At 61.4% G+C, this 24,361-nt stretch carries 20 protein-coding genes; 14 read left to right on the top strand and 6 right to left on the bottom strand.

The annotated features are described in order from the left end of the window. Nucleotides 1-11: 11 nt before the first annotated feature. Genes paaK through paaG form a run of 3 tightly spaced genes read right to left on the bottom strand, consistent with a single transcriptional unit; the run spans nucleotide 12 to nucleotide 2,596 of the window. A complete protein-coding gene (gene paaK, locus ACN6KF_RS33165) occupies nucleotides 12-1,322 on the bottom strand; it encodes a phenylacetate--CoA ligase PaaK (RefSeq protein ID WP_434961133.1) in 1,311 nt (436 codons plus the stop codon). A 33-nt stretch (nucleotides 1,323-1,355) separates the two neighbouring features. Then, nucleotides 1,356-1,805 carry a hydroxyphenylacetyl-CoA thioesterase PaaI gene (gene paaI / locus ACN6KF_RS33160; protein WP_434961132.1) on the bottom strand — a complete coding sequence of 150 codons (450 nt, stop codon included), beginning with the start codon at nucleotides 1,803-1,805 and terminating at the stop codon, nucleotides 1,356-1,358. Continuing rightward, nucleotides 1,802-2,596 (bottom strand): 2-(1,2-epoxy-1,2-dihydrophenyl)acetyl-CoA isomerase PaaG, encoded by a 795-nt coding sequence (gene paaG / locus ACN6KF_RS33155; protein WP_434961131.1) that lies wholly within the window; start codon nucleotides 2,594-2,596, stop codon nucleotides 1,802-1,804. Before paaG ends, paaI begins: the two co-directional genes overlap by 4 nt. A 381-nt stretch (nucleotides 2,597-2,977) precedes the next feature. On the opposite strand from paaG, the gene ACN6KF_RS33150 reads away from it, so the two are divergent. The 4 genes from ACN6KF_RS33150 (at nucleotide 2,978) to ACN6KF_RS33135 (ending at nucleotide 9,642) form a co-directional block, all read left to right on the top strand. Then, nucleotides 2,978-5,047, top strand: a complete 2,070-nt coding sequence (locus ACN6KF_RS33150; protein WP_434961130.1) for a 3-hydroxyacyl-CoA dehydrogenase NAD-binding domain-containing protein — start codon at nucleotides 2,978-2,980, stop codon at nucleotides 5,045-5,047. 143 nt (nucleotides 5,048-5,190) lie between these two features. Further along, a complete protein-coding gene (locus ACN6KF_RS33145; RefSeq protein ID WP_434961129.1) occupies nucleotides 5,191-6,114 on the top strand; it encodes a helix-turn-helix domain-containing protein in 924 nt (307 codons plus the stop codon). 110 nt (nucleotides 6,115-6,224) lie between these two features. Next, complete coding sequence (locus ACN6KF_RS33140) at nucleotides 6,225-7,631, top strand: aldehyde dehydrogenase family protein (protein ID WP_434961128.1); 1,407 nt, start codon at nucleotides 6,225-6,227, stop codon at nucleotides 7,629-7,631. A gap of 31 nt (nucleotides 7,632-7,662) precedes the next feature. After that, nucleotides 7,663-9,642 (top strand): copper amine oxidase, encoded by a 1,980-nt coding sequence (locus ACN6KF_RS33135; RefSeq protein ID WP_434961127.1) that lies wholly within the window; start codon nucleotides 7,663-7,665, stop codon nucleotides 9,640-9,642. Between the two features lie 358 nt (nucleotides 9,643-10,000). On the opposite strand, the gene ACN6KF_RS33130 is transcribed toward ACN6KF_RS33135, so the two are convergent. After that, on the bottom strand, nucleotides 10,001-10,642 hold the full coding sequence (locus ACN6KF_RS33130; RefSeq protein ID WP_434961126.1) for an HD domain-containing protein: 642 nt from the start codon (nucleotides 10,640-10,642) through the stop codon (nucleotides 10,001-10,003). Between the two features lie 117 nt (nucleotides 10,643-10,759). On the opposite strand from ACN6KF_RS33130, the gene ACN6KF_RS33125 reads away from it, so the two are divergent. The 8 genes from ACN6KF_RS33125 to ACN6KF_RS33090 all read left to right on the top strand — a co-directional run bounded on the left by ACN6KF_RS33125 (nucleotide 10,760) and on the right by ACN6KF_RS33090 (nucleotide 20,253). Further along, on the top strand, nucleotides 10,760-11,728 hold the full coding sequence (locus tag ACN6KF_RS33125; RefSeq protein ID WP_434961125.1) for a GlxA family transcriptional regulator: 969 nt from the start codon (nucleotides 10,760-10,762) through the stop codon (nucleotides 11,726-11,728). Between the two features lie 522 nt (nucleotides 11,729-12,250). Beyond that, complete coding sequence (locus ACN6KF_RS33120) at nucleotides 12,251-12,757, top strand: RNA polymerase sigma factor (protein WP_434961124.1); 507 nt, start codon at nucleotides 12,251-12,253, stop codon at nucleotides 12,755-12,757. Between the two features lie 239 nt (nucleotides 12,758-12,996). Then, nucleotides 12,997-13,959: a FecR family protein gene (locus ACN6KF_RS33115; RefSeq protein WP_434961123.1), complete on the top strand. Its 963-nt coding sequence runs from the start codon at nucleotides 12,997-12,999 to the stop codon at nucleotides 13,957-13,959. Between the two features lie 117 nt (nucleotides 13,960-14,076). Beyond that, nucleotides 14,077-16,479 carry a TonB-dependent siderophore receptor gene (locus ACN6KF_RS33110; RefSeq protein WP_434961122.1) on the top strand — a complete coding sequence of 801 codons (2,403 nt, stop codon included), beginning with the start codon at nucleotides 14,077-14,079 and terminating at the stop codon, nucleotides 16,477-16,479. A 121-nt stretch (nucleotides 16,480-16,600) separates the two neighbouring features. Then, nucleotides 16,601-16,915 (top strand): ABC transporter substrate-binding protein, encoded by a 315-nt coding sequence (locus ACN6KF_RS33105; RefSeq protein WP_434961121.1) that lies wholly within the window; start codon nucleotides 16,601-16,603, stop codon nucleotides 16,913-16,915. Nucleotides 16,916-16,944: 29 nt separating this feature from the next. Next, nucleotides 16,945-17,418 carry an ABC transporter substrate-binding protein gene (locus ACN6KF_RS33100; RefSeq protein WP_434961120.1) on the top strand — a complete coding sequence of 158 codons (474 nt, stop codon included), beginning with the start codon at nucleotides 16,945-16,947 and terminating at the stop codon, nucleotides 17,416-17,418. Between the two features lie 34 nt (nucleotides 17,419-17,452). Then, a complete protein-coding gene (gene fhuB / locus ACN6KF_RS33095) occupies nucleotides 17,453-19,399 on the top strand; it encodes a Fe(3+)-hydroxamate ABC transporter permease FhuB (protein WP_434961119.1) in 1,947 nt (648 codons plus the stop codon). Then, complete coding sequence (locus ACN6KF_RS33090; RefSeq protein ID WP_434961118.1) at nucleotides 19,396-20,253, top strand: alpha/beta hydrolase; 858 nt, start codon at nucleotides 19,396-19,398, stop codon at nucleotides 20,251-20,253. The genes fhuB and ACN6KF_RS33090 overlap by 4 nt, the downstream gene beginning before the upstream one ends. 517 nt (nucleotides 20,254-20,770) lie before the next feature. On the opposite strand, the gene wrbA is transcribed toward ACN6KF_RS33090, so the two are convergent. Beyond that, nucleotides 20,771-21,370 carry an NAD(P)H:quinone oxidoreductase gene (gene wrbA, locus ACN6KF_RS33085; RefSeq protein ID WP_434961117.1) on the bottom strand — a complete coding sequence of 200 codons (600 nt, stop codon included), beginning with the start codon at nucleotides 21,368-21,370 and terminating at the stop codon, nucleotides 20,771-20,773. 523 nt (nucleotides 21,371-21,893) lie between these two features. Between wrbA and ACN6KF_RS33080 the strand changes: the two genes are divergently transcribed. Beyond that, nucleotides 21,894-22,397, top strand: a complete 504-nt coding sequence (locus ACN6KF_RS33080) for a hypothetical protein (RefSeq protein ID WP_434961116.1) — start codon at nucleotides 21,894-21,896, stop codon at nucleotides 22,395-22,397. 247 nt (nucleotides 22,398-22,644) lie between these two features. Here the strand turns inward: ACN6KF_RS33080 and ACN6KF_RS33075 are convergent, their stop codons facing one another. Continuing rightward, nucleotides 22,645-23,235: a TetR/AcrR family transcriptional regulator gene (locus ACN6KF_RS33075; protein WP_434961115.1), complete on the bottom strand. Its 591-nt coding sequence runs from the start codon at nucleotides 23,233-23,235 to the stop codon at nucleotides 22,645-22,647. 76 nt (nucleotides 23,236-23,311) lie between these two features. Between ACN6KF_RS33075 and ACN6KF_RS33070 the strand changes: the two genes are divergently transcribed. Next, on the top strand, nucleotides 23,312-24,226 hold the full coding sequence (locus tag ACN6KF_RS33070; protein WP_434961114.1) for a haloalkane dehalogenase: 915 nt from the start codon (nucleotides 23,312-23,314) through the stop codon (nucleotides 24,224-24,226). The last annotated feature ends 135 nt before the right edge of the window (nucleotides 24,227-24,361 follow it).

The following is a 24,361-nucleotide window of genomic DNA, read 5'->3' as shown; positions in this document are numbered from 1 at the left end:
ATCCAGCGGCCTTATTCCCTCGGCCTGTTGTCGATCACGCGTTTAGCCTTGCCTTCCGAACGCTGGAGGGAGTTTGGATCGCCAACCAGGATTTTCGTGCTGACGCCGACCACGCTCTTGATACGGTGTGCCAGATCCTTCGCCGCGGCCAGCCGGGCGTCGGAATTGGCTGCCTGCGGCATCGCTTCTACATGAATGACCATTTCGTCCATGCGGCCCTTGCGTGTCAGCTCGATCAGGAATTGCGGGGCCAACCCCGTACATTTCAGCAATTGCTCCTCGATCTGGGTCGGAAAGACATTGACGCCGCGCAGGATCATCATGTCGTCGCAGCGGCCGGTGATCTTCTCGATGCGGCGCATCGATCGAGCCGTGCCGGGCAGAAGCCGGGTCAGGTCACGCGTCCGATAGCGGATGATCGGCAGCGCTTCCTTGGTGAGCGATGTAAAGACCAGTTCTCCGATCTCGCCATCCGGCAATACCTCGCCGGCTTCCGGGTCGATGATTTCCGGGTAGAAATGATCTTCCCAGACGTGCAGGCCATCCTTGGTTTCCACACATTCGCTGGCGACACCGGGGCCGACCACCTCTGAAAGACCGTAGATGTCGACGGCATGCATGTCGAAGTCCTGTTCGATCTCCTTACGCATGGCATTCGTCCATGGTTCCGCGCCGAAAATGCCGACAGCGAGCGAGGACGAGCGCGGGTCGAGGCCCTGGCGCCGAAACTCCTCGAGAATCGACAACATATAGGATGGCGTCACCATGATGATCCGTGGCTTGAAGTCCTGGATCAAGGTGACCTGGCGTTCGGTCATGCCGCCGGAAATCGGCACGACGGTGCAGCCCAGTCTCTCGGCGCCATAATGCGCGCCGAGGCCGCCGGTGAACAGGCCGTAGCCATAGGCGACATGGCAGATATCGCCGGCCCGTCCGCCGCCCGCGCGGATCGATCGCGCCACGCAGGTGGCCCACATCTCGATGTCATTTGCGGTGTAGCCGACAATCGTTGGTTTTCCGGTCGTACCGGAGGAGCCATGAATGCGTGCCAGTCTCTCGCGTGGGACCGCGAACATGCCGAAAGGATAGGTGTCGCGCAGATCCTTCTTGACCGTGAAGGGAAACTTCGACAGATCCGCCAGCGTTTTCAGATCGTCGGGATGAACGCCAGCCGCGGCGAAGGTGGCTTTGTAGTGAGGCGAATTCCGGTAGGCATGGTCGAGCGTCGACTTCAGGCGTCTGAGCTGAAGGGCGGTGATCTCGTCACGCGAGGCAGTCTCGATGGCGTCAAGATCGCCGGGACGAGGGGCCAGGTCTTCCATTTGTCGTTTCCTCCGAGATTTTCGACCGCAGGCCTATTCCCGCCCTGGCAACAGGGTGCCCTTGATGGTGCGCGAATGGCCGCGAAATTCAGCGATATGGTCGCCGTTTTGGTTGGTGATGTTGATGTCATAGAGGCCACTGCGTCCCCGGCGCGAAACCTCGCGCGCTGTCGCCGTCAAGCAATCTCCGGCAAAGGCGGGCGCAATGTAGGTAATCGAACAGTGTTGAGCGACGGTGCGCTGATCGTAGCTGTTGCAGGCAAAGGCAAAGGTGGAGTCGGCCAGCGCAAAAATATAGCCGCCGTGGCAGGTTCGGTGGCCATTCGTCATTTCAGGACGAACCGTCATCGACAGCACCGCCATACCCGGTGCCACGCGTTCCATCGCAATGCCGAGGTGACGGGTCGCGGCGTCTTCTTCCCACATGGCATCGGCACAGGCTTTGGCGAGTTCCTGTGCCGTCGAAACATCCGCTGTTGTCATTGTCCTTGGAACCCCGGCTTGCGTTTTTCCAAGAATGCGACAACGCCTTCGGCATAGTCGGCGCTATGCCCAGCCTCACGCTGGAGGTCGCGTTCCAGTTCCAATTGTTGGTGCAGCGAATTGGTTGCCGCCGCCTGAATTGCGCGCTTGGTCATGCCCAGGCCTTTCGTCGGCCCTGCTGCCAGCCTGCTTGCGAGGGCGACCGCCTCGTCGAACAATGCGTCGTCATCGCAGACCCTCCAGATCAGGCCCCAACTCGCTGCCGTTTGCGCGTCCAGCGGTTCGGCTGTCAGCGCCAGTGCCTTGGCGCGAGCCTCTCCGAGCAGGCGTGGCAGGCTCCACGTTCCGCCCGAGTCCGGGATGAGACCGATCTTCGCAAAGGCCTGGATGAACCGCGCCGAACGCGCGGCTATCGTAATGTCGCAGGCGAAGGCGATATTTGCGCCCGCACCGGCTGCCACGCCATTGACGGCGCAGATCACCGGCTTCTCAAGGCTGCGAATGAGGCGGACCAATGGGTTGTAGTAGACCTCGATAGTTTGTCCGAGATCAGGAGGCGCGCCGCCTTTGCGTGGATCGCGATCGCCGAGATCCTGCCCGGCGCAGAAGCCACGGCCGGCACCGGTGAGCAGCACGGCGCGAACCGAGGCATCCTCATGGGCCCGCTCGAAGCCGGCGCGCAGCGCCCGATGCATCTCCTCATTGAAGGCGTTGAGCTTGTCCGGCCGGTTGAGCGTCAGACGCAGGACGCCATCGCCAAACGCCACCAGGACGGTGTCCGATGCAACCATGTTTCCTCCAGTTCCACCGTAACGAGCGGCGGTTCACAAAACTCTTGCATATACCGACCGGCCGGTCAATTATAAAGCTGCGTCTCGGGAGGACAATGTGATGAACGCCTGGTTTGACCGCTGCCGACCTATGCGCGGCAGGGCCTTGGACGCGGAGCAGGATCGCGGCGGTCCCGAAATTTCGAAGGGCAGGGGCCTTCGCGGTCCGGATAGAGGCGGTGGTCCGCCAGTCCGTAACAGCGGATCGAACACCGTTGTCCGCGCTCTTGCAAAAGTGCACGACCGCAGACAACGACCGTACCATGCTTGGTTGCCCGATGGATCAGTCGGTAGGCAGATCGTCGATGTGCGAATTCGTTATACTCACCTTGGATCCAGCCGATGACCGTATCCATCACGCGCGATGGCGAGATTGCCATCGTCACAGTCGACAATCCTCCCGTGAATGCTCTCTCGCAGAGGCTACGCCAGGATCTATGGCAAGCCGCCGAAGCGCTGGACGCCGACGGTGCGGTGCGGGCGGTTGTTCTGATCTGTGCGGGGCGCACCTTCATTGCCGGTGCGGACGTCGGCGAATTCGGCAAGCCTCCGCTTCCGCCACATCTCCCGGACCTCGTTGCGCGGATCGAAGCCGCATTCAAGCCTTGGGTCGCGGCGATTCACGGCAGTGCACTCGGAGGAGGGCTGGAGGTCGCGCTCGGCTGCCGCTTTCGGGTAGCTTCCGCTCCCGCGAGCCTGGGATTGCCCGAGGTGCGGCTCGGCATCGTGCCGGGCGCCGGCGGCACAGTCCGCCTTCCGCGTGTGATTGATCCGGCGTTCGCTGTCGATATGGTCACGACCGGAACCCCGGTCGCTGCGCCGAAGGCATGCCAGCAGGGCCTGGTCGATGCGATCATCGACGGAGATCTCGAAAGCGGCGCCGTCGACTTTGCCCGAACAGCAGTACAGCAATCCTTGCCGCTCCCACTTCGCGAGCGAGATGTGCGGGCCGTCGACGAGGACTTCTGGGAAACGGCGGCAGGAGCCGTCGGTGCCCGCGCTAAACGGGAAGATGCACCGCTTCGCGCACTCGCCTGCGTGAGGAGGGCCACGGAGGTGGATTTCGACCGGGCAATGGCGTTCGAACGGGAGACCTTTCTCGAACTTCGCGGTTCGACACAGGCCGCTGCGCTCAGACATGTCTTCTTCGCCGAGCGAGCGGCCCCGCGTCCTCCACAACTGAACGGCATTTCGCCCCGTACGATCCGCTCCGTGGCCGTTATCGGGGGCGGGACGATGGGGGCAGGTATTGCAGCCGCGTTTCGCGATGCCGGTCATCCCGTCACGCTGGTCGAACGTGACAATCAGGTGGTCGAACGCGGCCTTGCCAATCTTCGCGCGATCTTCGACAGCTCGGCCAAACGTGGCCGGATCACCCCGGAAACTGCGGCTGAAAGGCTTGCTGGGGTGACGGGCACGACGGACTATGCCGCTCTTGCCGATGTCGACCTCGTCGTGGAGGCCGTGTTCGAAGATCTCGACGTCAAGCGCAGGGTCTTCATCGAACTCGCGCGCGTCTGCCGCGCGGATGCCGTGCTTGCAACCAACACCTCCTATCTCGATCCCGAAAGAATAGCAGACGGCATTGCCGGGCCGGAGCGGTTCCTCGGGCTGCACTTCTTCAGCCCGGCCCATGTCATGAAGCTGCTGGAGATCGTGCCGACGAATGCGACGGCGCCTGCTGTGTTGGCCACCAGCTTTGCCCTGGCACGCGTGCTGGGCAAGATCCCCGTGCGGGCCGGCATCTGCGACGGTTTCATCGGCAACAGGATCTTGAAAGTCATGCGCGCCCAAGCCGAGCGGCTTCTCCTGTCCGGCACGACGCCCCAGATGGTGGATGCCGCCATGCGTGTCTTCGGGCTGCCCATGGGCCCCTTCGAGGCGCAGGATCTTGGCGGCCTGGACATCGCTGCCTTTCAGCGCCGCGCGGCTCGCGCCAGGGGGGAGGCCCCCTTCGCACCCATCGCAGACAGGCTTTGTGCCATGGAGCGGTTTGGCCAGAAGACGGGCGGCGGCTGGTATGATTATGCCGAGGGCACGCGCACGCCTCAGCCGTCGAGAACGGTTGACGATGTCGTCGCAGAGGAGGCCAAGGGTTGGCGCCAGCAACGATGGAATGATGGCGAAGTGGCCGACTGCATCGTCTTGCCGATGGTGAATGAGGCGGCAAAGATCCTGGAGGAAGGGATCGCGCTCAGAGCCTCGGACATCGATCTGGTCGAGATCCATGGCTACGGCTTTCCACGGTGGCGGGGCGGCCCGATGCACTATGCCGAACGTCGTGGCCTGTCCGATGTTGGTGCGGCTCTCGACCGCCTGGCGGCGGCAGGTCTTGCAGAGCCACCATGCGGCCTTCTCAGGCGTGCGGTCGTTGCCGGCAATTGGGCTGGGGCGATGGAAGAGCGAAGCTGAAAAACAAGAACAGAGCATTCCACAAATACTGAAGCGTTTTCCAGAAAGTTTCTGGACTTTTAGATGAAGAAAACGCGACAAAACAAAGAGATAGAGAGAAAGTGCGATTAGAAGAAATCGCACTTTGCTCTAGGGAGGGAACGATGCAGCCCTTGATGACGCCGACCCACAGGCCAATGGCGGTGGAACTCTTGCAGGCCGAAATCCGGAAAACCTGCGGCGCCTTCGATCTGGAGCCGATGACGCGTGCCGGCTTGGTGGCTGGGGATGTCGCCACGCGCCGCGTCGGTTTCTTCGATACGGCGATCGTCGCGCTCGATGCACGCCATGTCCAACGCGGGGCGCGCGCGATCCGGCAGGACCCGGGCGAGCATCTGTTCCTGCTGATCCAGGACGAGGGCCATTGCCGCGTCGAACAGGGCGAACGACCGACAGACCTTGCAATCGGCGACATGTTCCTTGTCGATTCCGTCAAGCCATCCTCCTTCGTCTATGACGGTGCACGGTCGAACCAGATTTCCATTCACATGCCGCGCGAGGAGATGCTGCATCGGTTTGGCCAGGCCTGCACGGGTGGCGTCGCCATCAGCCGGAATGATCCCCTGTGGCTGGCCATGCGGGCGGTGATCGCCAAGCTGCTGGAAGAGCCATCCGTCGCGCAGCAACTCAGCGAGGCCTTCCTGTGCCTGCTGGGCGCCTACCTCAGGGGGAGCAAAAGGAACGGCGATGTCCGATCGGCGGAAACCCTTCTGTCGCGGGCGTTGACGATGATCGACCGGCATTGCGCCGATCCCGACTTTGGTGCCAGTGAACTGGCGCGACGGTTGAACGTGTCGGAACGCATGCTGCAACGCCATTTCCAACCGCTCGGCGAAACGCCGCGCCACCGGCTTCTCAATCGGCGGCTGGATCTCGCCAAGACGCGGCTGGCAACGCCCCGGGACGCGCAGCTGAGCGGCATCGCCGCCATTGCCTATGATGTCGGCTTCAACGACCTATCCTACTTCTACCGGGAGTTCCGGAAGAAATATGGCGTGACGCCGGGAGCAGTCGCACGTTGCCATTGACGGGTTTGTCCAATCGCCGCGACGGCACCGCCCAAGCTTGAAGCACCCGCTTTCCCTTACCTTCTCCGTCAAACAAGTCCCGGCTCCGGGGCTCCGCGGGGAGGAATGAAATGACCGTCCAGACTGCGACGATCCATGGCAAGCCGATCGGCGACGAGCACAGCTTCAGCGTGCTCAATCCCGCGACAGGAACGGAGGCCGGCCGGGCGCCGAACATGGGGCCGGCCGAGCTCGGCGCTGCCATAGCGGCAGCCAAGGCGGCCTTTCCGGCCTGGTCGGCCAGGAGCGATCAGGAACTGCAGGCTGCCTGTGCCGCCGTGACCGCGCAGATCGAGGCCCATGCCGAGGAACTCGCGCATATCCTTACGCTCGAGCAGGGTAAACCCCTGAACGGCCTCGGCTCACGCTGGGAACTGGGCGGCACCGTCGCCTGGGCCGGATACACGACGGGGCTTTCGCTATCGCCGAAAATCCTGCAGGATAATAGTGACGGGCGCGTCGAACTACACCGCAAGCCGCTCGGTGTCGTCGGTTCGATCACGCCCTGGAATTTCCCGGTGATGATTGCGATCTGGCATGTCATGCCGGCGCTACGCACCGGCAACACCGTCGTCATCAAGCCCTCGCCCCTGACGCCGCTCGCCACGCTTCGCCTGGTCGAGATCATGAACGAAGTACTGCCACCTGGCGTGCTCAATGTCGTCACGGGTGACGACCGCGCGTTCAACATCGGCGCGGCCATGTCCGCGCATCCCGATATCCGCAAGATCGTCTTTACCGGCTCCTGCGCGACCGGCCAGAAGGTCATACGCGCGGCTGCCGAGACGATGAAGCGTTTGACGCTTGAACTGGGCGGCAACGATGCCGGCATCGTGCTGTCGGACGCCGATCCGCAGGCGATCGCCGAAGGATTGTTTTGGGGCGCGTTCATCAATAACGGCCAGACCTGCGCTGCGATGAAGCGCCTCTATGTGCATGAATCCATCCACGACGCTGTCTGCGAGGCGCTTGTCGCCTATGCGCGTAACATTCCGGTTGGCAACGGCATGGACGAGGGCAGCGTGCTCGGTCCCGTGCAGAACCGCATGCAGTTCGAGAAGCTCTCGCGCCTGGTCAAGGACGCCAGGGAGCGTGGCCGGGTGCTGCTGGGCGGCGAGCCCGGCGAGGGGCTCTTCTTTCCGCCGACGATCGTGGCGGGCCTGCGTAATGGTGACCCGCTGGTCGATGAGGAGCAATTCGGGCCCGCGCTTCCTGTCATCAAATACAGGACCGTGGACGAAGCCGTGGACCTTGCCAATGACAGTGCCAATGGCCTCGGCGGCTCGGTCTGGTCATCCGACATCGCGGCGGCCAAGGCGGTGGCGAGCCGCATGCAATGCGGCTCCGTCTGGATCAACAAGCACGGCGCCATTCAACCGAACGCGCCGTTCGGTGGCGTCAAGGCTTCAGGCTTGGGCGTCGAATTCGCCGAGGAGGGACTGCAGGAATACACCGATATCCAGGTGGTATTCGCGTAGGCAGCAAGAACATCGAGACAGGGAGGATGCAATGAACCTAAAACAATATCTGGCCTCCGCCAGCGTGATCATGGCGCTCAGCGCCTCTGCCGCAGTGGCCCATCCGCTGGATGGACTGACCGCGGAAGAATATCAGAAGATCAACAAGATCCTGCGCGAAGGCAAGGTTGTCGACGACAACACTCTCTTTCCCCTGATCGAGCTCAAGGAGCCTGCAAAGGAAAAGGTGCTCTCCTGGAAGGAGGGAGACCTGCTCGATCGCGAGGCCAATGTACAGTTGACCAGTCCCCAAGGCTTCAAGGAAGCCGTGGTCAACATCACCAGGGGAACGGTCGAAAGCACGACGCCGATCAAGGGACAGCCGATGGTGCTCTTCACCGAGTTCATGGGCGCTCTCCAGGGCGCCCTGGCCGATCCGGATATGATCGCCGGCCTGAAAAAGCGCGGCTTGGCGCCGGAACAGGCGTTCTGCCTGCCGTTGACGGCAGGCAATTTCTTCACTGAGGAGTATCGAGACTCCCGTCTGATGAAGGTGCCGTGCTATCGGGTTCCCGAAGGCTCCAACTATTACGCCAAGCCGATCGAAGGTCTTTTCGCCGTCTATGACGTCGGCAAGAAGAAGGTGCTTCGTGTCATCGATACGGGCGTGATCGAGGGCCCCAAGGACAATTGGGGCTATACCGAGAAGGAGGTGGCCGCGCGCGAGCCGCTCCGTCCGGAAATGAGCCCGGCAACCCTCTCGCAGCCGGGCGGGCCCAACTACAAGATCACCGGCAGCCATCTCGAATGGGACATGTGGCGCTTCAACTTCCGGGTCGACAAGCGGCCAGGCCTGGTGGTGTCCAACCTCGATGTGAGGGACGGGGACCAATGGCGCTCGGTGATCTATCAGTCGCACCTGTCGGAAGTGTTCGTGCCTTACATGGATCCAACGGAAGGCTGGTACTGGCGCACCTATATGGACAGCGGCGAGTATGGGTTTGGCTTGTTCCTCAGCCCATTGCGGGCGGGCGTCGATTGCCCGAGCCATGCGACCTTCCTGCCGGCAACCATTGCCGACGACAAGGGCAATCCGCTAACCATACCCAACGCCATCTGCATATTCGAACGCAGCATCGGCGACCCGGCATGGCGCCATTTCGAAGTCTTCGCCCAGAGCCCGGAAAAACCGCTTCCCGCGGAAGGCCGGCCGGCCACCGAACTGGTAATGCGCACAGCCTCGGAGGTTGGAAATTACGACTATCTGATCGACTATCGTCTGCAACAGGACGGCCAGATCAGGATCATGATCGGAGCGACCGGCCTCGACGCCGTGAAGGGCGTGGCATCGACCTCGATGAAAGATCCGACGGCGGCCAGCGACACCGCCCATGGCACGCTGATCGCGCCGAACCTGGTGGCCGCAAACCATGACCATTATTTCAACTTCCGGATCGACTTCGACATCGACCAGTCGATCAATCATTTCGGCACGATGGACATCGTTCCCGCAAAGCTCGACCCGAAGAGCCCGCGCCGATCGATGTGGACAGTCCAGCACACCATGCCGAAAACGGAGTTGGAGGCGCGCTACCAGCTTTCGGCACTGAAACCACGCTACTTCATGATCTCCGATCCCTCTCGCAAAGGCTATCTCGGCCAGGAGCCGGGATGGATGATCCACCATGGTGATGTCGCCTACGGCCCGTTCGATTTCGCCAACGATCCGCCGATGAAGCGCAACGCCTATATCGAGTATTCGGTCTGGAACACGGTCTATAACCCCGAACAGCAATATGCCGGCGGCAAGTTTGCCATGCAGAGCGACGGCTCCGATACGCTGCCTCAATGGGTCAAGGCCAACAAACCTCTGATGGGCAAGGATATCGTGACCTGGTTCACCGCCGGTTTCCATCACATCCCGCGCATGGAGGACTGGCCCGTGATGTCGACCGAATGGAAGACCATCCATATCGAGCCGCATAATTTCTTCGCCCACAATCCGGCGCTGACGATCCGCGCGCCGAAGTAAGATGGACGGCACGCCGATGGCTCGCCTGGAAAAGGGTGGGCCATCGGGACTTTAAAGCTTCATCAGCCACTTCGCGCCAGTTCGCACAGTGAGGTCACGACGCCAAGCCCCCGAAATGAATTCCGGCCTGCAGGTCCCAAATCGGGTAGACCCGAGATGTACTGCTCGGCGTCAAGGCAGTCGCCTGATGGCGATGAATTGTGGGTATGCTGGTCTCCCAGTCAAAGGCCAAAGCGCGTTCAGGTTTGAATGCTTGTTTGCCCTAACCCCTTGTTTCGAAGCGTATTTGCGACTCTTGGTGCTTCCGTCTCATCGTAAAACGCTCTAGCCGCACAGCGTGTTGATGGCGGCGGCCGTTTCAACCGTGCCAGTGCGAGCAGCGAATGACGCTGCAGAAATTGCCGCGGTGGAAATGGGGCTCCTTGTCGGCGATGACGTCGGCCTTGACGTTGCCGAAAGTAGTCTGCGGCTTGTGCTTGATGCCGTCGTAGAAGGCCTGGATGATGTCTTCCTTGAATGTCGGCGTACGCGGAAAGGCGCTGACGACGGCCTCACGCTCGGCATCGGAATAGTGACTGTAGGTGAGCCCAAGCACGTCCATCTCGACGCCGGCTGTCACGAGGCCGACGACGGGGTGCATATGCTGCGGCACGCCCGGCGTGGTGTGGAGCGCGATCGCGGTCCAGACGGTGTAGGCCTCCTCTTCGGAAAGACCGTGGCTTCTCAGGAAGTCGCGCGCGGCATGGGCGCCATCGACCTCGAAACGCTCGTTCTTGCTGCTATGGCCGGGCATGAGGCCGAGATCATGAAACATTGCGCCAGCATAGAGAAGCTCACCATCAAATTTGAGCCCCTTCTGGATGCCCGCCAGCGCACCGAAATGATAGACGCGACTGGAATGATTGAAGAGAAGTTCTGTCTCACTATCGCGAATAAACTCGGTGATTGCCCGCGCCAACGTGCTGTCGGGGATCTTCGCTTCTTTCGGTATGAGTGGCATTGCCTGCTCCTGTATTTTCTACTCGCAGGCAGGCTAGAACTGGGATAGTTTGTCTGCAATCGATGTAATGTCTCAAAAGCAGACAAATTCAGATCGAAGCGGACGTGAATGCAGGTCATGGCGAAAACGATCGTGATGGTGGCACTGCCGGGCGTGCAGCTTCTCGACGTCTCCGGTCCCCTGGACGTCTTCGCCGAGGCGAATGCCCAGGCCGGCCGTGAGATCTATCGCCTGCTCATTGCGGCGAGCGAACCGGGGCCGATCCGCGCCTCCTCCGGGGCGCGGCTGATGCCGGATCGCATCATCGACCGTGATATCGAGGAAGCGATCGACACGCTTCTCGTGGCCGGGTGTCCGAATGCAGCCGAGATGCCGACGGATCGCATCGTCGTCGACTGGCTACGCCGGAGGGCACCAATGGCCCGACGATTCGGATCGGTATGCAGTGGTGCCTTTTTCCTGGCGGCGGCGGGTTTGCTCGACGGCCGGCGCGTGACCACGCATTGGGCTGTGGCCGAGCAACTGGCAAGGCAGTTTCCGGGCGTCACGGTGGACGAGGACGCCATACAGGTCAGTGATGGGGCGCTACGCACCGCCGCGGGCGTGACGGCCGGCCTCGACCTTGCCCTTTCCCTGGTCGAGGAGGATCTCGGCCACGAGATTGCCATGCGCGTGGCAAGCCAGCTGGTGATGTTCTTCAAGCGCCCGGGCGGGCAGATGCAGTTCAGCCGCAAGGGCGAAGCCGTGCCGGCGGGGCGGGCTGCGCTTCAGGAGCTGCAGCGTTGGGTCGCAGCCAATCCCGGACACGGCCATAGTGTTGCGAGCCTTGCAAAGCGCATGGATCTCAGCCCGCGCCACTTTGCTCGCCTGTTTCGCAGCGAAGTCGGCATCACACCGGCAACATGGGTCGAGGAGGTACGGGTGCATGCGGCGCGGCGGCTGCTCGAACAGGGGCACGAAGCCCCCAAACAGGTCGCAGTACATTGCGGGTTCGCTGACGCCAACACGTTGCGACGCGCCTTCACGCGCCATGTCGGCGTAACGCCGGCGGAATATCGCAAGCGCTTCGCCCTCATCGCAGCCTGATCGGTGTCGGCCGGCTCGCGGAGCGTTGGGACATGCTTCAGGACGAAGCGACCAAGGATCAATCCGTCAGCGGGCTGCCGATGTTAGGCAACGCCTTTCCCGCATGACCGCATTGAATTCTTTAGCTTCAATCGAGGAACTGGATTCATGAAATTCGCGGGCTTTGTGCCCATGGCGTGCTCGAGTTCGTGCCCCTTTGGGTGCGTACCGACCTGATGAACAGCCGCGAGGCAGAAGTGGCTATGCCCCTCGATGCCTTCATTGCCGAGACGATGGCGGTTCTCGCCATCAGTGCCCAGTCTAGAACTTATATAAAACATTGTTATTGCAAGAGAATTCCGAGAATGGCAAAGGGAGGCATGCTCCCTCAAGCTGGCCGATGTCGTGACTCAAGCTCCGTGCCTCTTCCCTTCGTCATCCCTCGTCCGTATCTGCGTGGATCTTGATGAAGAAATGTCTCCGCAAGCCTCGCCGCATGACCTGATGGCAAGTCGGCACCCTGGTCTCGGGGGAAACCAATAAGTGGGTCTGGACATCCGCACATTGTTTCAGCGCTACGCCAAGGAGATTTCCAACACGCTGCGGCGTAAGGGGGCCACGGCTGAAAATGCCGCCGATTTGACGCAGGAAGCGTTTCTCAGGCTACTTTCGGTTGGATCGCACACCGATGGGGATCATGCCAATCCCCGGGCCTTGCTTCATAGCATTGCACGCAATCTGCGCATTGATCAGCAGCGCCGCGACCGGCTGATGCTGAAGGACGACCTCGCAGACCAGGACTTCGCAGCGATCTCGGATGGCAAGCCGTCGCCGGAGACGATCGTCATCGACCGCCAGAACCTTGCGATCGTGGCAGCCGCGCTGGCGGAATTGCCGGATCGCACGCGCCGGGCTTTCCAAATGCACCGCCTGGGCGAGAAGACGATCAGCCAAATCGCAGGAGAACTCGACCTGTCGACAACCAGGACCTGGACGCTGATCCGTGAAGCCTATCTTCATGTTCGAGCTCGGCTGCGCGAGAAGGCCTAGAGCATCGCGCCAACGAGCGGGCGCCGATTTTCGGCAAAAACGATGCGACGACAATAACCTACAGCGTCGGGCTTCAACCCGAAATCGGGGCCGACGCCGTAGGCGCGGTGAAAGGCGTCAGCCAATCCGGCATTATGTGAAGCCTTGTCCGTGTTGGGAAAATCGTTTCCGCTCATCCGTTCTATTGATGTAGTCAGGAGTGGCTGGCTGGCGCCCGATCGTCAGCCCAAGGACCATCAATGAACGAGACTTCTCCCCAGGAAGATCGGCTGTTCGAGGAAGCAGCCGATCTCATGATCCGCCTCCAGAATGATCCGGCCAATCCGGTGTCCCGGGAGATGGTGAGGCGCTGGCGCGCCAGAGGCCCGGCCTATGAGAAGGCATGGCTCGAGGTTTCGGAAATATATGGCATCGCCGGTCGGGTCCTTGCCCCTGGTTGTCAAGCTGAACCGCGCTTCCGGAGGGGTTTGACGCGTCGTAGCCTTTTGGCTGGAGGAATAATCGGGGCAGGGGCCTTGGCTGGCGGATATCTCGCTTTACCGGGCCTGATCCTTCGTGCCCAGGCGGACCATCTGACCGGCACGGCGGAAATCCGTCGCATCACGCTTCCTGACGGTGGCGCGGCAACGCTCGGTCCCGATAGCGCCATCGCTCTGCATTACGACAGTAGCCAAAGAACCGTCACCTTGTTGGCAGGCATGGCATTTTTTGAAGTTGCCAAGGATCCCTCACGCCCCTTCCGAGCCGCGGCCTCAGAGATGGTCGCCACCGCGCGCGGCACGGCTTTCGACCTCGGCAATGACGCCGGGCTCATTTCGGTTTCGGTGGAACACGGATTGGTCGAGATAGACCTTCCCGGCCCAAGTCTGGTCGATGGTAACCGGCTGGCACCCGGCCAATGGGCCACTTTCGACGAGCGCACGCGCCTTGCCACGCGGGGCAGCCGGGATATCCGGCAGATTGGCACCTGGCGCAGCGGCCAGATCCTGGTCGAGAACGAGCCGATCCGGGCGGTCGTGGCAAGGATCGCGCGCTGGCAACCGGGACGTGTCTTGATTGCCGATGCCGGTTTTGGCGCCAACCGCATCAGCGGGGTCTTCGATCCCAGCAATCCCCTGCGCGCCCTGGAAGCGGTAGTGCACCCGCTGGGAGGCCGGGTGCGTTCGATCGGCCCTTACCTCACCGTGATATCGCGCGCTTAAAAAAGCTTCGCAGAGGGGAGAAATTTCGCGCCCTCCATTCGTCTTCACTCAAGGGGCCCGCTCGCGATCCGATCGTCGAGTGGAGCTGGGCCCCGGTGTCGACGAGGAGGGTTATCGATGGTATTGGCTCGGTGCTTGCGTGGGAGCCTATCCGGCCGGGTGTTGTGGGTTGCCCTGACAGCTTCGAGCGCCATTGCCCACACACTGCTCCCAAGCCCGGCAAGCGCACAGGTCGCGCGGGTTCAATTCATCATCCCAAAGGGACCGCTCAGCCAGGCCCTGGCGGCGTTCGGACGTCAAAGCGGCCTGCAGATCACCTATCTGCCCGCGATCGCGCGAGACAAGTCATCGCCCGGTATCGCCAGCTCGGTCACGCCGCAGCAGGCGCTTTCGCGTTTGCTGCGTGGAACGGGCCTGTCCTACACTTTTACGAATTCGAGCACGGTCGCGATCACGGCGCCCATTGTCCGGGACGGAACGGCCAGCATCTCCGGTGCCATCGAGCTCGATCCGGTCGTGGTCCAGGGCAATGGCGACGGCAGCACCGGTTACGTTGCCACGCGTAGCGCGACTGGCACGAAGACCAACACGCCCCTGATCGAGACCCCGCAATCGGTGACGGTGCTCACCCGCAAGGAGCTGAACGATCGCAATGTGCAATCCTTGACGCAGGCCGTCGCCTACACGCCCGGCGTGCGTACGGAGTCCGCGGGTTTCGACTCCCGTTTCAACTCCTTCTCCATCCGCGGTTTCGACGTCACCTATAACGGTATCTATCGCGATGGGCTGCGCCTTCCCGGTGCCAACATGGCGGTCTTCAAGGTCGATCCCTACAATGTCGAGAACATTGCGGTGCTGCGCGGTCCGAGTTCGGCCTTGTACGGACTGGGATCGCCCGGCGGGTTGGTCGACATCACTTCCAAGCTTCCTGTCGATACGCGCTTTGGTGAAGTGACGCTGGAGGGTGGCAACAGGGACCACATTCAGGGCAATGTCGACCTTGGCGGTCCGCTCGACGCCGATGGAACGCTGCTCTATCGCCTGACCGGAACCCTCAGGGACGGGAAGGCAGCCAACGTCCTCGGCGGCGGCGATGACAAGCTGGCCAGCCTGGCGCCGGCCTTCACCTGGCGCCCGAACGACCAGACGACGCTGACCTTGCTCGGCGAATATCTCGAGGCCAAGACGCCGGCCGCCTTCCCCTATTACGGGTGGGCCGGTTCACCCTCGAACCAGTATTCGCAAAGCGATCCTGACTACAACAGCCTCGAGCAGACCCAATATCGCATTGGGTACCAGTTCGAACACAAGTTCGACGATACCTTCACTTTCAGGCAGAAGCTTCGCTACGGCAGCGTCGACACCGAGGTTCGCTATACCGGCGTCGGCAGTGTCGATACAGAGACGATGATCGCCAAACGCTCGCTGGGCTATGTCCATGACGTTATGGACTCATTCGCCGTCGATAACCAGCTTCAGGCTGATTTTTCCACTGGGCCCGTCGAGCATAAGCTGCTGGCTGGCCTGGATTATTCCTACCTGACACTCGACAGCCGCATCGGCTTTGGCGATGGGCCGGACCAGAATCTTGCGACCGGCGCTTCGCTTGGGCCGTTCATTGATCCAGCCTTCGACACCATCACGAGGCAGAAGCAGAACCAGCTCGGTCTCTATGTGCAGGAACAGGCCAAATACGACAAATGGATCCTGACACTGACCGGGCGGCAGGACTGGGTTGAAACCCGGACCCATATCCAAACCCGCGAGCCGGTGAGCAACACCCGGCAGAGCGAGTCCGACAGTGCCTTCACCGGGCGCGTGGGCCTGACCTATCTGTTCGACAATGGCCTTGCTCCCTACGTCAGCTATTCCACCTCCTTCAATCCCAACCTTGGTTCAGCCAACGGAATCGGATTCAAGCCCACGACCGGCAGGCAGATCGAGGGTGGTATCAAATATGCTCCCACCTGGTTCGACGGCATGGTCACTGCCTCCATCTTCGACATCACGCAGGATGGCGGCATCGTCTCCATCAACAATGTTTCGTCGCAGCGAGGCAAGATCCGCGGACGCGGCTTCGAGCTTGAGGCCGTGGCCAATCTCGGTGCCGGCTTCAGCCTGCGCGGTGCCTATACCTTCCTGGATCTGAAGACGATCACCGGGGAGGTTGGAACCATCGGCAAGGTGCCGACCGCGACGCCGCGCAACAGTTTCTCGACCTGGGTCGATTATCAGGCGCCTGGCGACATTGCCCTGGCAGGTTTCGGTGCCGGCCTCGGCTTGCGTTACCTCGGAGAAAGCTATGGCGACGCCACGAACTCCTTCAAGAACGAAGCGGTTGCGCTGGTGGATGCCAAGCTCAGCTATGATCTCGGGCAGATCAAGCAGGGGTTGAAAGGCTGGGATGTGCAAGCCAATGCCCGTAACCTGTTCGACAAGAAATACACCACCTGCGAGGCCGGGTTCTGCTACCAGGGCGCGCGTCGGGTCATGACCGCCAGCCTGCGCTATCGCTGGTGACGTCTTGCAGTTCGGCAAACCTTCATGTCTCTCGCGCAGCCGCCGGGGCTTCATGACCGGAGGGCTGGCCGCGCTCGCGTATGGGCTTGGTGTTGCATCGGCAGCGCCGTCGGCCTTGCAAATGGCTGCGTATCCCGCGCGTATTGCCTCGCTCGACGATGGCTTGACCGAAACCCTGCTCAGTCTGGGCGTGACACCGGTCGCCATGCCGCAGGTCGAAGCCTGGAACGACTGGGTGGTCGAACCGCGCCTCCCGCCGGGCATCGTCGATCTGGGAACCGACCGAGAGCCCAATCTCGAACTCCTGACGCAGCTTGCGCCGGATCTGATCATCACCACGCCCTATCTGGCCGCAATCGAGCCTGTGATGGCACGCCTTGCACCGACGCAGACCTTCTCCATCTACGCCCCCCAGGGGGACGTCCCTATGAACTGAGCGTCAGGGAAACGCTTCGGCTTGGCGCGTTGCTCGGGCGCGATGGCCCGGCACAGGCTTTGGTCGCAAAGAGTGCGGCGACGATGGCGCAACTGCGCGGCCTGCTTCGTCGGGCCGCTGACAGGCCCTTGCTGGTTGTCAATTTCCTCGATGAGGGGCATCTGCGCATTTACGGCAAACGCAGCCTGTTCCAGGATGTGATCGAGCGATGCGGTCTTGCCAATGGCTGGACTGGCTCGACCAATTACTGGGGCTTTTCGACGATCGGCCTGGAAGATCTCGTCATAAATCCGGAAAGCCGGCTGCTCTACCTGGAACCGGTCGCCCCCGATATTCTGCAAAGCCTCGAAAGCAACCCGGTGTGGAATAGCCTGCCGTTCGTTCGCGGGGGGCGCATCCATCGTCTGCCTGCCGTGTCGGCCTTCGGTATGCTGCCTTCCGCGATGCGCTTTGGTGCCTTGCTGGGCGCTCATCTTGCAGCTGCCGAAAATGCCAATGGTTGAGGACGCGCGCCGAGGGGGCCCCGCAGCTCTCACCATGATCCTGCTTGTAGCAGCGGGAGCCTTGAGCTGGTCGCATGCCGCCGGGCGCCTGCCCTTCGGAATTTGGCTTGAGGCCCTGTGGAGGGGGGACACCGCCGACACGGCCCAGATGCTGTTCGCCTACAGCTTCCTGCCGCGCCTCGTCGTCAGTCTCCTGTGCGGAGCCTCGCTGGGGCTGGCCGGCGCGCTGTGCCAGCTTTCATTGCGCAACCCCATAGCCTCTCCGACCACGTTGGGCATTGAAGCGGGAGCAAGCCTTGCCCTGAGCGTGGCGATGCTATGGGCACCATGGCTGTTTGCCTTCGGGCGGGTTTGGTCGGCTCTGGCAGGCGGATCGCTGGCAGCCACGGCCGTCCTGGCCTTGTCTTGGCGACAGGGCCTCGCCCCGATCTCAGTCGCTCTCGCGGGACTTGTCACAGGCCTCTTCTGCGCGGCTCTTACGGCCATGCTGACCCTCTTCAAGACCGAGTATCTAGCCGGGCTCTTCATCTGGGGCAGTGGTTCGCTCAGCCAACAGGGCTGGACGGTGGCGGCCAAACTCGCGCCTGTCCTCGTGGCGGCCGCACTGACCGCTGTTTTGCTGGTACGGCCCTTGACGCTGTTGACGGTTGACGACGCCAAAGCACGAAGTCTCGGTCTTTCCGTTACTACCGCAAGGCTGTGTGCGCTGGCGCTCGCCGTCGGGCTCAGCGTCAATGTCGTCAGTGCGGTCGGCGTCATCGGCTTCGTCAGCCTCGCAGCTCCCGTGCTGGCCCGCTCCCTGGGAGCGCGGCGTGCGGGCCACCAACTGGTCTGGTCGACGACAATGGGCGCCGGCCTTCTGTGGCTCGTGGACCAAGGCGTTCAGACGGCAGACGCGCTATCAGGCCTCAGCCTCCCGACAGGCGCTGTAACGGCCCTGCTCGGCGCGCCTCTCCTCATCGTCTTGCTCGTGCGGCAAAGGAGTGTCCCGCTGGTGCCTCCACCTCCCTTCGTGGAGAAAGCGCCCCTTGCTCCCGCAATCAGTAACCGTCTCATCGGGTTGGTGATCCTCTTGGTCATCGTCCTCGTGCTGTCCACCACGGTCGGAAGGGATGGCGGAGGGTGGCATCTGAGCCTCGGCCATGAGTTCGATAGGTTGGTGCCCTTGCGGCTACCTCGCGCGATTGCGGCTCTGGCAGCAGGCACGATGCTGGGCCTGGCCGGATGTCTCCTTCAGCGGCTGACGGGAAATCCCATGGCCGGTCCGGAAGTTTTGGGTGTCAGCGCAGGAGCAGCCTTCGGCCTTGCCGTTGCGTTGTTTTCCCTGTCCACGGTCGGGCAAGGCGCACAAATGCTTGCAGCATCGATCGGCGCTTTCATCGCACTGGCAGCCATCCTGGCTCTCGACCGCAAGGCAAGCCCTGATAGAGCGTTGATTGTCGGAATAGCGTTTGGCGCCATGTTTGACGCCATGATCAACGTATTGATGGCCGGCGGGGATCCGCGTGCGATGCTGCTATTAAACTGGATGATGGGCTCGACCTATTCGGTGGATGCCACGGCAGCTCTTGCGAGCATCGGTGCGGCATCAGTGCTCTTTGGCGGATTGTTGCTGACCGTGCGCATGCTGACCATCCTGCCGCTCGGCAGGGGCATGTCGCTGGCTCTCGGCCTCAATCCTACGCACAGCCATGTCCTCACCCTGGGCTTGAGCGCCCTCCTTGCCGCCATGGCGACTTTGATCGTAGGGCCGCTGAGTTTCGTGGGCTTGATGGCACCGCATCTGGCGCGTCGCCTCGGCATGCGTCAGGCCCTGGCGGAACTGGCAGGGGCAGCCATCATAGGAGGGCTGGTCATGGTCGCAGCCGACTGGTTCGGCCGCACCATTGCCTTCCCGCGGCAGATTCCGGCTGGATTGGCGGCATCCTTGATCGGAGGCCCATCCTTGATTTGGCTCTTATCACGCAGGTCACCATCATGAGCACACCAGCCCCTATCGCCGACACGATCTATTTCGATCTGAGCCCAGCATCGAAGATGCCGCCCTATCGCATTTTCCTGCGCATTCCCAAGGAAGCACCGCCGCCACAGGGGTGGCCCGTCCTCTATTTCCTCGATGCCAACGCCATCGTTGGAACGATGGTCGACATCGTACGTGTCCAGGCGGCCTATCCACTTGGCACCGGTATCATGCCGGGTGTTCTGGTCGGTATCGGCTATCCCACGCCGGAAGCCTATGACAGCGTCCGCCGATCCTGGGACATGGGTCCTCCACCCGGCATGACCTATCCGCCTCACACACAGGATGGCCCCGAGGTGCGCACCGGGGGAGCCGACCAGTTCCTGGCGTTCATCGAGGACGAACTCAAGCCCGTGATCGCATCCCTAGTCCCCATCGACGGAAAGAAGCAGGCCATATTCGGCCATTCCTTCGGTGGTCTGTTCGTGCTGCATGCTTTATTTCGCAAGCCCGAAGCCTTCTCGGCCCGGATCGCTGCGAGCCCCGCGATCTGGTGGGAAGGGGCTGGTATCGTGGACGAGGCCGAACGCTTCGTGGCGCGAACGCAGGCAAAACCCTCGGGACGGCTGCTGGTGATGGCCGGCGAGTACGAACAGCGGCTGGCTCCTTTTCAAGTCGGGGCGATTGACGCGGCCGACCGCGTCCGAGGCTATGAAGACAGCCGGATCGTCGACAATGCCCGGGCCATGGTGCACCGCCTGGCCGGCGTGCCAGGCCTTGTGGCATCCTTTCAATTGCAGGACGGCGAAAACCACATGTCGGTGCTGCCGGGCGCCATCAATCAGGCGGTCCGCTTCGCGTTCGGTTCATCGTGATATCTGTATCAAATAGGTTTCTTGGGTAAGTTGGCTTTGTGGCCGACGCTTTGCGTAAAATCTCGTTGGCCTGACGAAGCTCACGATTCTCCCGTTCAAGAAGCTTTATCTTCTCTACGACGTCACTCGGCTGACCAGTTCGCTTGCCGCACGACCTCGGTCTTCTTTGCCCATCCGTGCAGCGTCTTCGGCAAGCAACCTTTCTTGGTTGCGATCGATGAAACAGCTGCCGATCGCGACGAGAGATCAGCCTTGTGATCCAAAACCGTTCGAATGGCCCACTCGCGGACTTCAGGTCAAAACTTGTTCGTCGTCTTGCCCATATTGGCTCCAATCTCTCATGTGTCGAAGCCTCCGGCAAACCCGGTGCGGTTCACGGGAGGCTGCATCGGTTCAAGCACGGCTTTGCCTTCGAAGTCCTCGGGCATGGCTTCTCCTTTGCAAAGGTTTAGCCTTCGCATGAATTGGCTCGGCAATATCGGTTGGAATTGCGGGGTATGCGGCCCGGCCTTTCGGATCAGTCGAAAAGCTTGGCCGCTGTTCGCGCAACGATTTCGCCCTGATGGCGGGCGCCCTGGAGTTCGATTTCGGAGGGCTGGCGCGAGCCATCACCGCCAGCAACCGTGGTTGCGCCATAAGGAGCACCGCCGACGATCTCCTCGAGGGTCATCTGGCCCGCATGGCTGTAAGGCAGGCCAACGATGATCATGCCGAAATGCAGCAGGTTGGTGATGATCGAGAACAGGGTGGTTTCGTTTCCGCCATGCTGGGTTGCCGACGATGTGAAGGCCGCGCCCACCTTGCCGTTCAGGGCACCGCGTGCCCACAGCCCGCCGGCCTGGTCGAGAAAAGCCGCCATCTGGCTGGACATCCGGCCAAAGCGCGTGCCTGTGCCGACCACGATCGCGTCATAATGTTCGAGGTCCGCGATGCCGGCGACCGGCGCCGCCTGGTCGAGCTTGAAATGAGCGTTCCTTGCAATGTCCTCAGGAACGGTTTCCGGCACACGCTTGATGTCGACGGTAGCGCCGGCGGCGCGAGCACCGTCTGCCATGGCATTGGCCATGCTCTCGATATGCCCGTAGGACGAGTAATAAAGCACGAGGACCTTGGCCATGATGGGGGTTTCCTTCCGGTGAGGGGACTTTTTCTAGCTCGTTGAGATATCTGTGCCGTTTTCGGAGCTCTGCGCAGTCCTCGATGCTATCCCCTGGTTGAGCTGGTGTCCCCTGCGAAGTCGATCCTTTCGCCCCATGACGGAGCGAAATTCTACTGGATCGGCAGGCCAGACGTCGATTTCTACAATAAGCTGTTGATATGATTGCGAATTACAGAGATTCGCCGCGATTTTGACCCTCAACGGAAAGGGCCTCAGGCTGCATTGCAAGCGGTTGCGTTTTAGTTTGAATAATTCCAGAAAGAGGCTCTATAGTACCATTCCATTCCTGAAATTTTCCCAATGTAGGGCGGGGATGGTGAGGACCGACGGCCTACTTACGGATCGTGATAATACGGGGCGATCATCGCAGCGAGGGGGTTTCGATGCGTCAATTCTGGAAAGACAATGGCTGCGTCGCTCTACCGTTCCTTCGCACCAGCATAGCTTGGGCGGGTTGCTCCTCCAGCCAGGAGCCGGCACCATGAGCACACTTAACGTCACTCTGATCGTCATTCACACCTTGATCAGCATCGCCGCGATTCTTGCCGGCGTGCCCGCCGTGATGGACCTTTTCCGCTCGCGTGCGAGCTCGGGGTCGACATGGTTCTTTTTGATCACCGCCATCCTCACCAGTGCCACCGGCTTCATCCTGCCGCTGGCCGGCCTGACGCCGGCCGTGATCGTCGCTATCATCGCGCTGGTCATCCTGGCAGTCGTACTCATTGCCAGGACCCGCCTCCTCGCCGGCGCCTTCTGGCGCTGGATCTATGCCGTCGGCATGGTTGCCAGCCTCTACCTTCTGGTCTTCGTCGCCATCGCCCAGGCCTTTGGTAAGGTTGGTGTGCTGCACGAGGCCGCACCGACGGCTTCAGAGCCGCCCTTTACGATCACGCAGGGCCTGACATTGCTGTTCTTCGTAGTGCTGGGCCTTGCGGCGGCAGTGAAGTTCCGTCCGGCGGTTGCAGGAAGATACGCGGCGGCTTGATCCCGCCGACGCAGGGCAGTGTTCGGCAGCCTGATCCCTGGTGCGGGGTCGACATTCGCAACGATCGCAAATCCGGCATGCAACTGGGCGGTCGTCAGGCCGTCAGGGCTCGCCGAAGAGGGCGGCAGGTTGGGCCGGCACCCTGGATTTCCTGTCGGAGCAAGGCCAGAACGACAAGGCGACGTGGGATCAAACAGGGAGCATTCCGGCGGGTCCAAAGGACCGTGACCCGCCTGTCCGACACGTCCTACGATCCCTTTGCAAATATCCTGGTGAACGCAATCTTCTTGAAACGCTCCAGCGGCTCTTCGCTCTGTTCCACTTTCATGCGGAGAATGGCCCCCTCCCAGGACGTCAGCAGGAAATCCGCCAGATCCTGGGGAGAGAAGCGATCTTCGATCTCCCCCGCTTTTTGCCCTTCCGCGATGCATTCTTCGAAGGGGCGGAGCCATTCGCGGTAGATGGCGACAAGCCGCTCGCGAAGCGGCTCGCTGACCTGAGAGACCTCGATGCTGAAGTCGCCGATGAGGCACCCACGCAAATAGCCATCGGCGGCCAGCCGGTCGGTAATGATGTCGAGATAGCGCAGCAACCGGCCGCGCGGGGAAAGCGAGTGGTCGCCCAAGGCCTCTTCGACGATTGCCTGGGTCTGCATGAAGTAATGGTCGAGGACTTCCTGGGCGAACGCCTCTTTCGATCCGAAATGGTTGGTGAAGGAGCCTTGCGGCACGCCTCCTTCCGCGACGACGTCGCGTATTCCGGTCGCATGGTAGCCCTTGCGGAACATTACCCGCATTCCTGCTGCGATGAACTCGTTCTTGTTCGATGGTTTCGGCATGCATTGACAATACGCACGATCGTATTATAAGTCAAATCCACAATACGCTCGTACGTATATAGGGGAGGCGTTTGTCATGTCAGCAAATATCGAAACGTCCAGTCTGGCGGTACTCGGCTCGCACATGGCCTATCGCCATGCGGGCTCGAAGAGTGCCCCCGTCACGCTGTTCCTGCATGGAAACCCAACGTCTTCCTACATTTGGCGCCACATTATCGGAACAGTGGCGTCGCGTTCCCACTGCGTGGCCCCGGATCTGATCGGGTTCGGAGAGTCAGGAAAACCCGAAATCGATTATCGCTTCGTCGACCACGTGCGCTATCTCGAAGCGTTCATCGACGGGCTCGGCATATCCTCGGCCTATCTCGTCGCGCAAGACTGGGGGACGGCGTTTGCCTTCGAACTTGCGGCGCGGCGGCCCGGTTTCGTCCGCGGCCTTGCTTTCATGGAATTCATTCGTCCGATGGCGAGTTGGGATGACTTTCATCAGGTTGAGGCGGCCAGGGCGCTGTTCCAGAAGTTTCGAACGGCGGGGATCGGCGAGAAACTGATTCTGGACGACAATGTATTCATCGAACATGTCCTGCCCGGTTCCATCAAGCGCGCGCTCAGCGTCGACGAAATGGACGCCTATCGGGCGCCATTTCCAACCCCGCAATCGCGTCGTCCGATTTGGCGGCTGCCGAACGAATTGCCGATTGCAGGCGAGCCGAGCGACGTCTGGACCTTGCTCGAACGAGCTCATGTCGCTTTGCGCAGGAGTTCCTATCCTAAGATCCTGTTCGTTGGTGAGCCGGGAGCACTCGTCTCTCCAGAATTCGCCGAAGGCTTTGCGAGGCAGCTCCACAATTGCGAGGTCGTACACCTGGGCAGCGGTGCGCATTATCTTCAGGAGGATCATCCCGAAGAGATCGCTTCAGGCGTGTGCCGCCTGATCGAACTGCATGAGAACGGGTTTGCTGTGTCGCCTGCGATCGATACAAACTTATGAAGGCTTCCCGGGAAGCAACGCCGATCGCGCGGGCCACGATGGAGCGCATATGCCGCAATTCTTCGGCGCGATCTCGATGGGCCATTTCTTGCCGCAAGCGGCTGAGACGGTCCCGTACAGCTTGTTGCGCGAGAG

The sequence above is a fragment of the Labrys methylaminiphilus subsp. lupini genome (genome assembly GCF_051161885.1).
Taxonomy (GTDB): Bacteria; Pseudomonadota; Alphaproteobacteria; order Rhizobiales; family Labraceae; genus Labrys.
The sequence above is the reverse complement of the archived record's forward strand: the minus strand, read 5'-3'. Positions and strand labels throughout refer to the sequence as shown.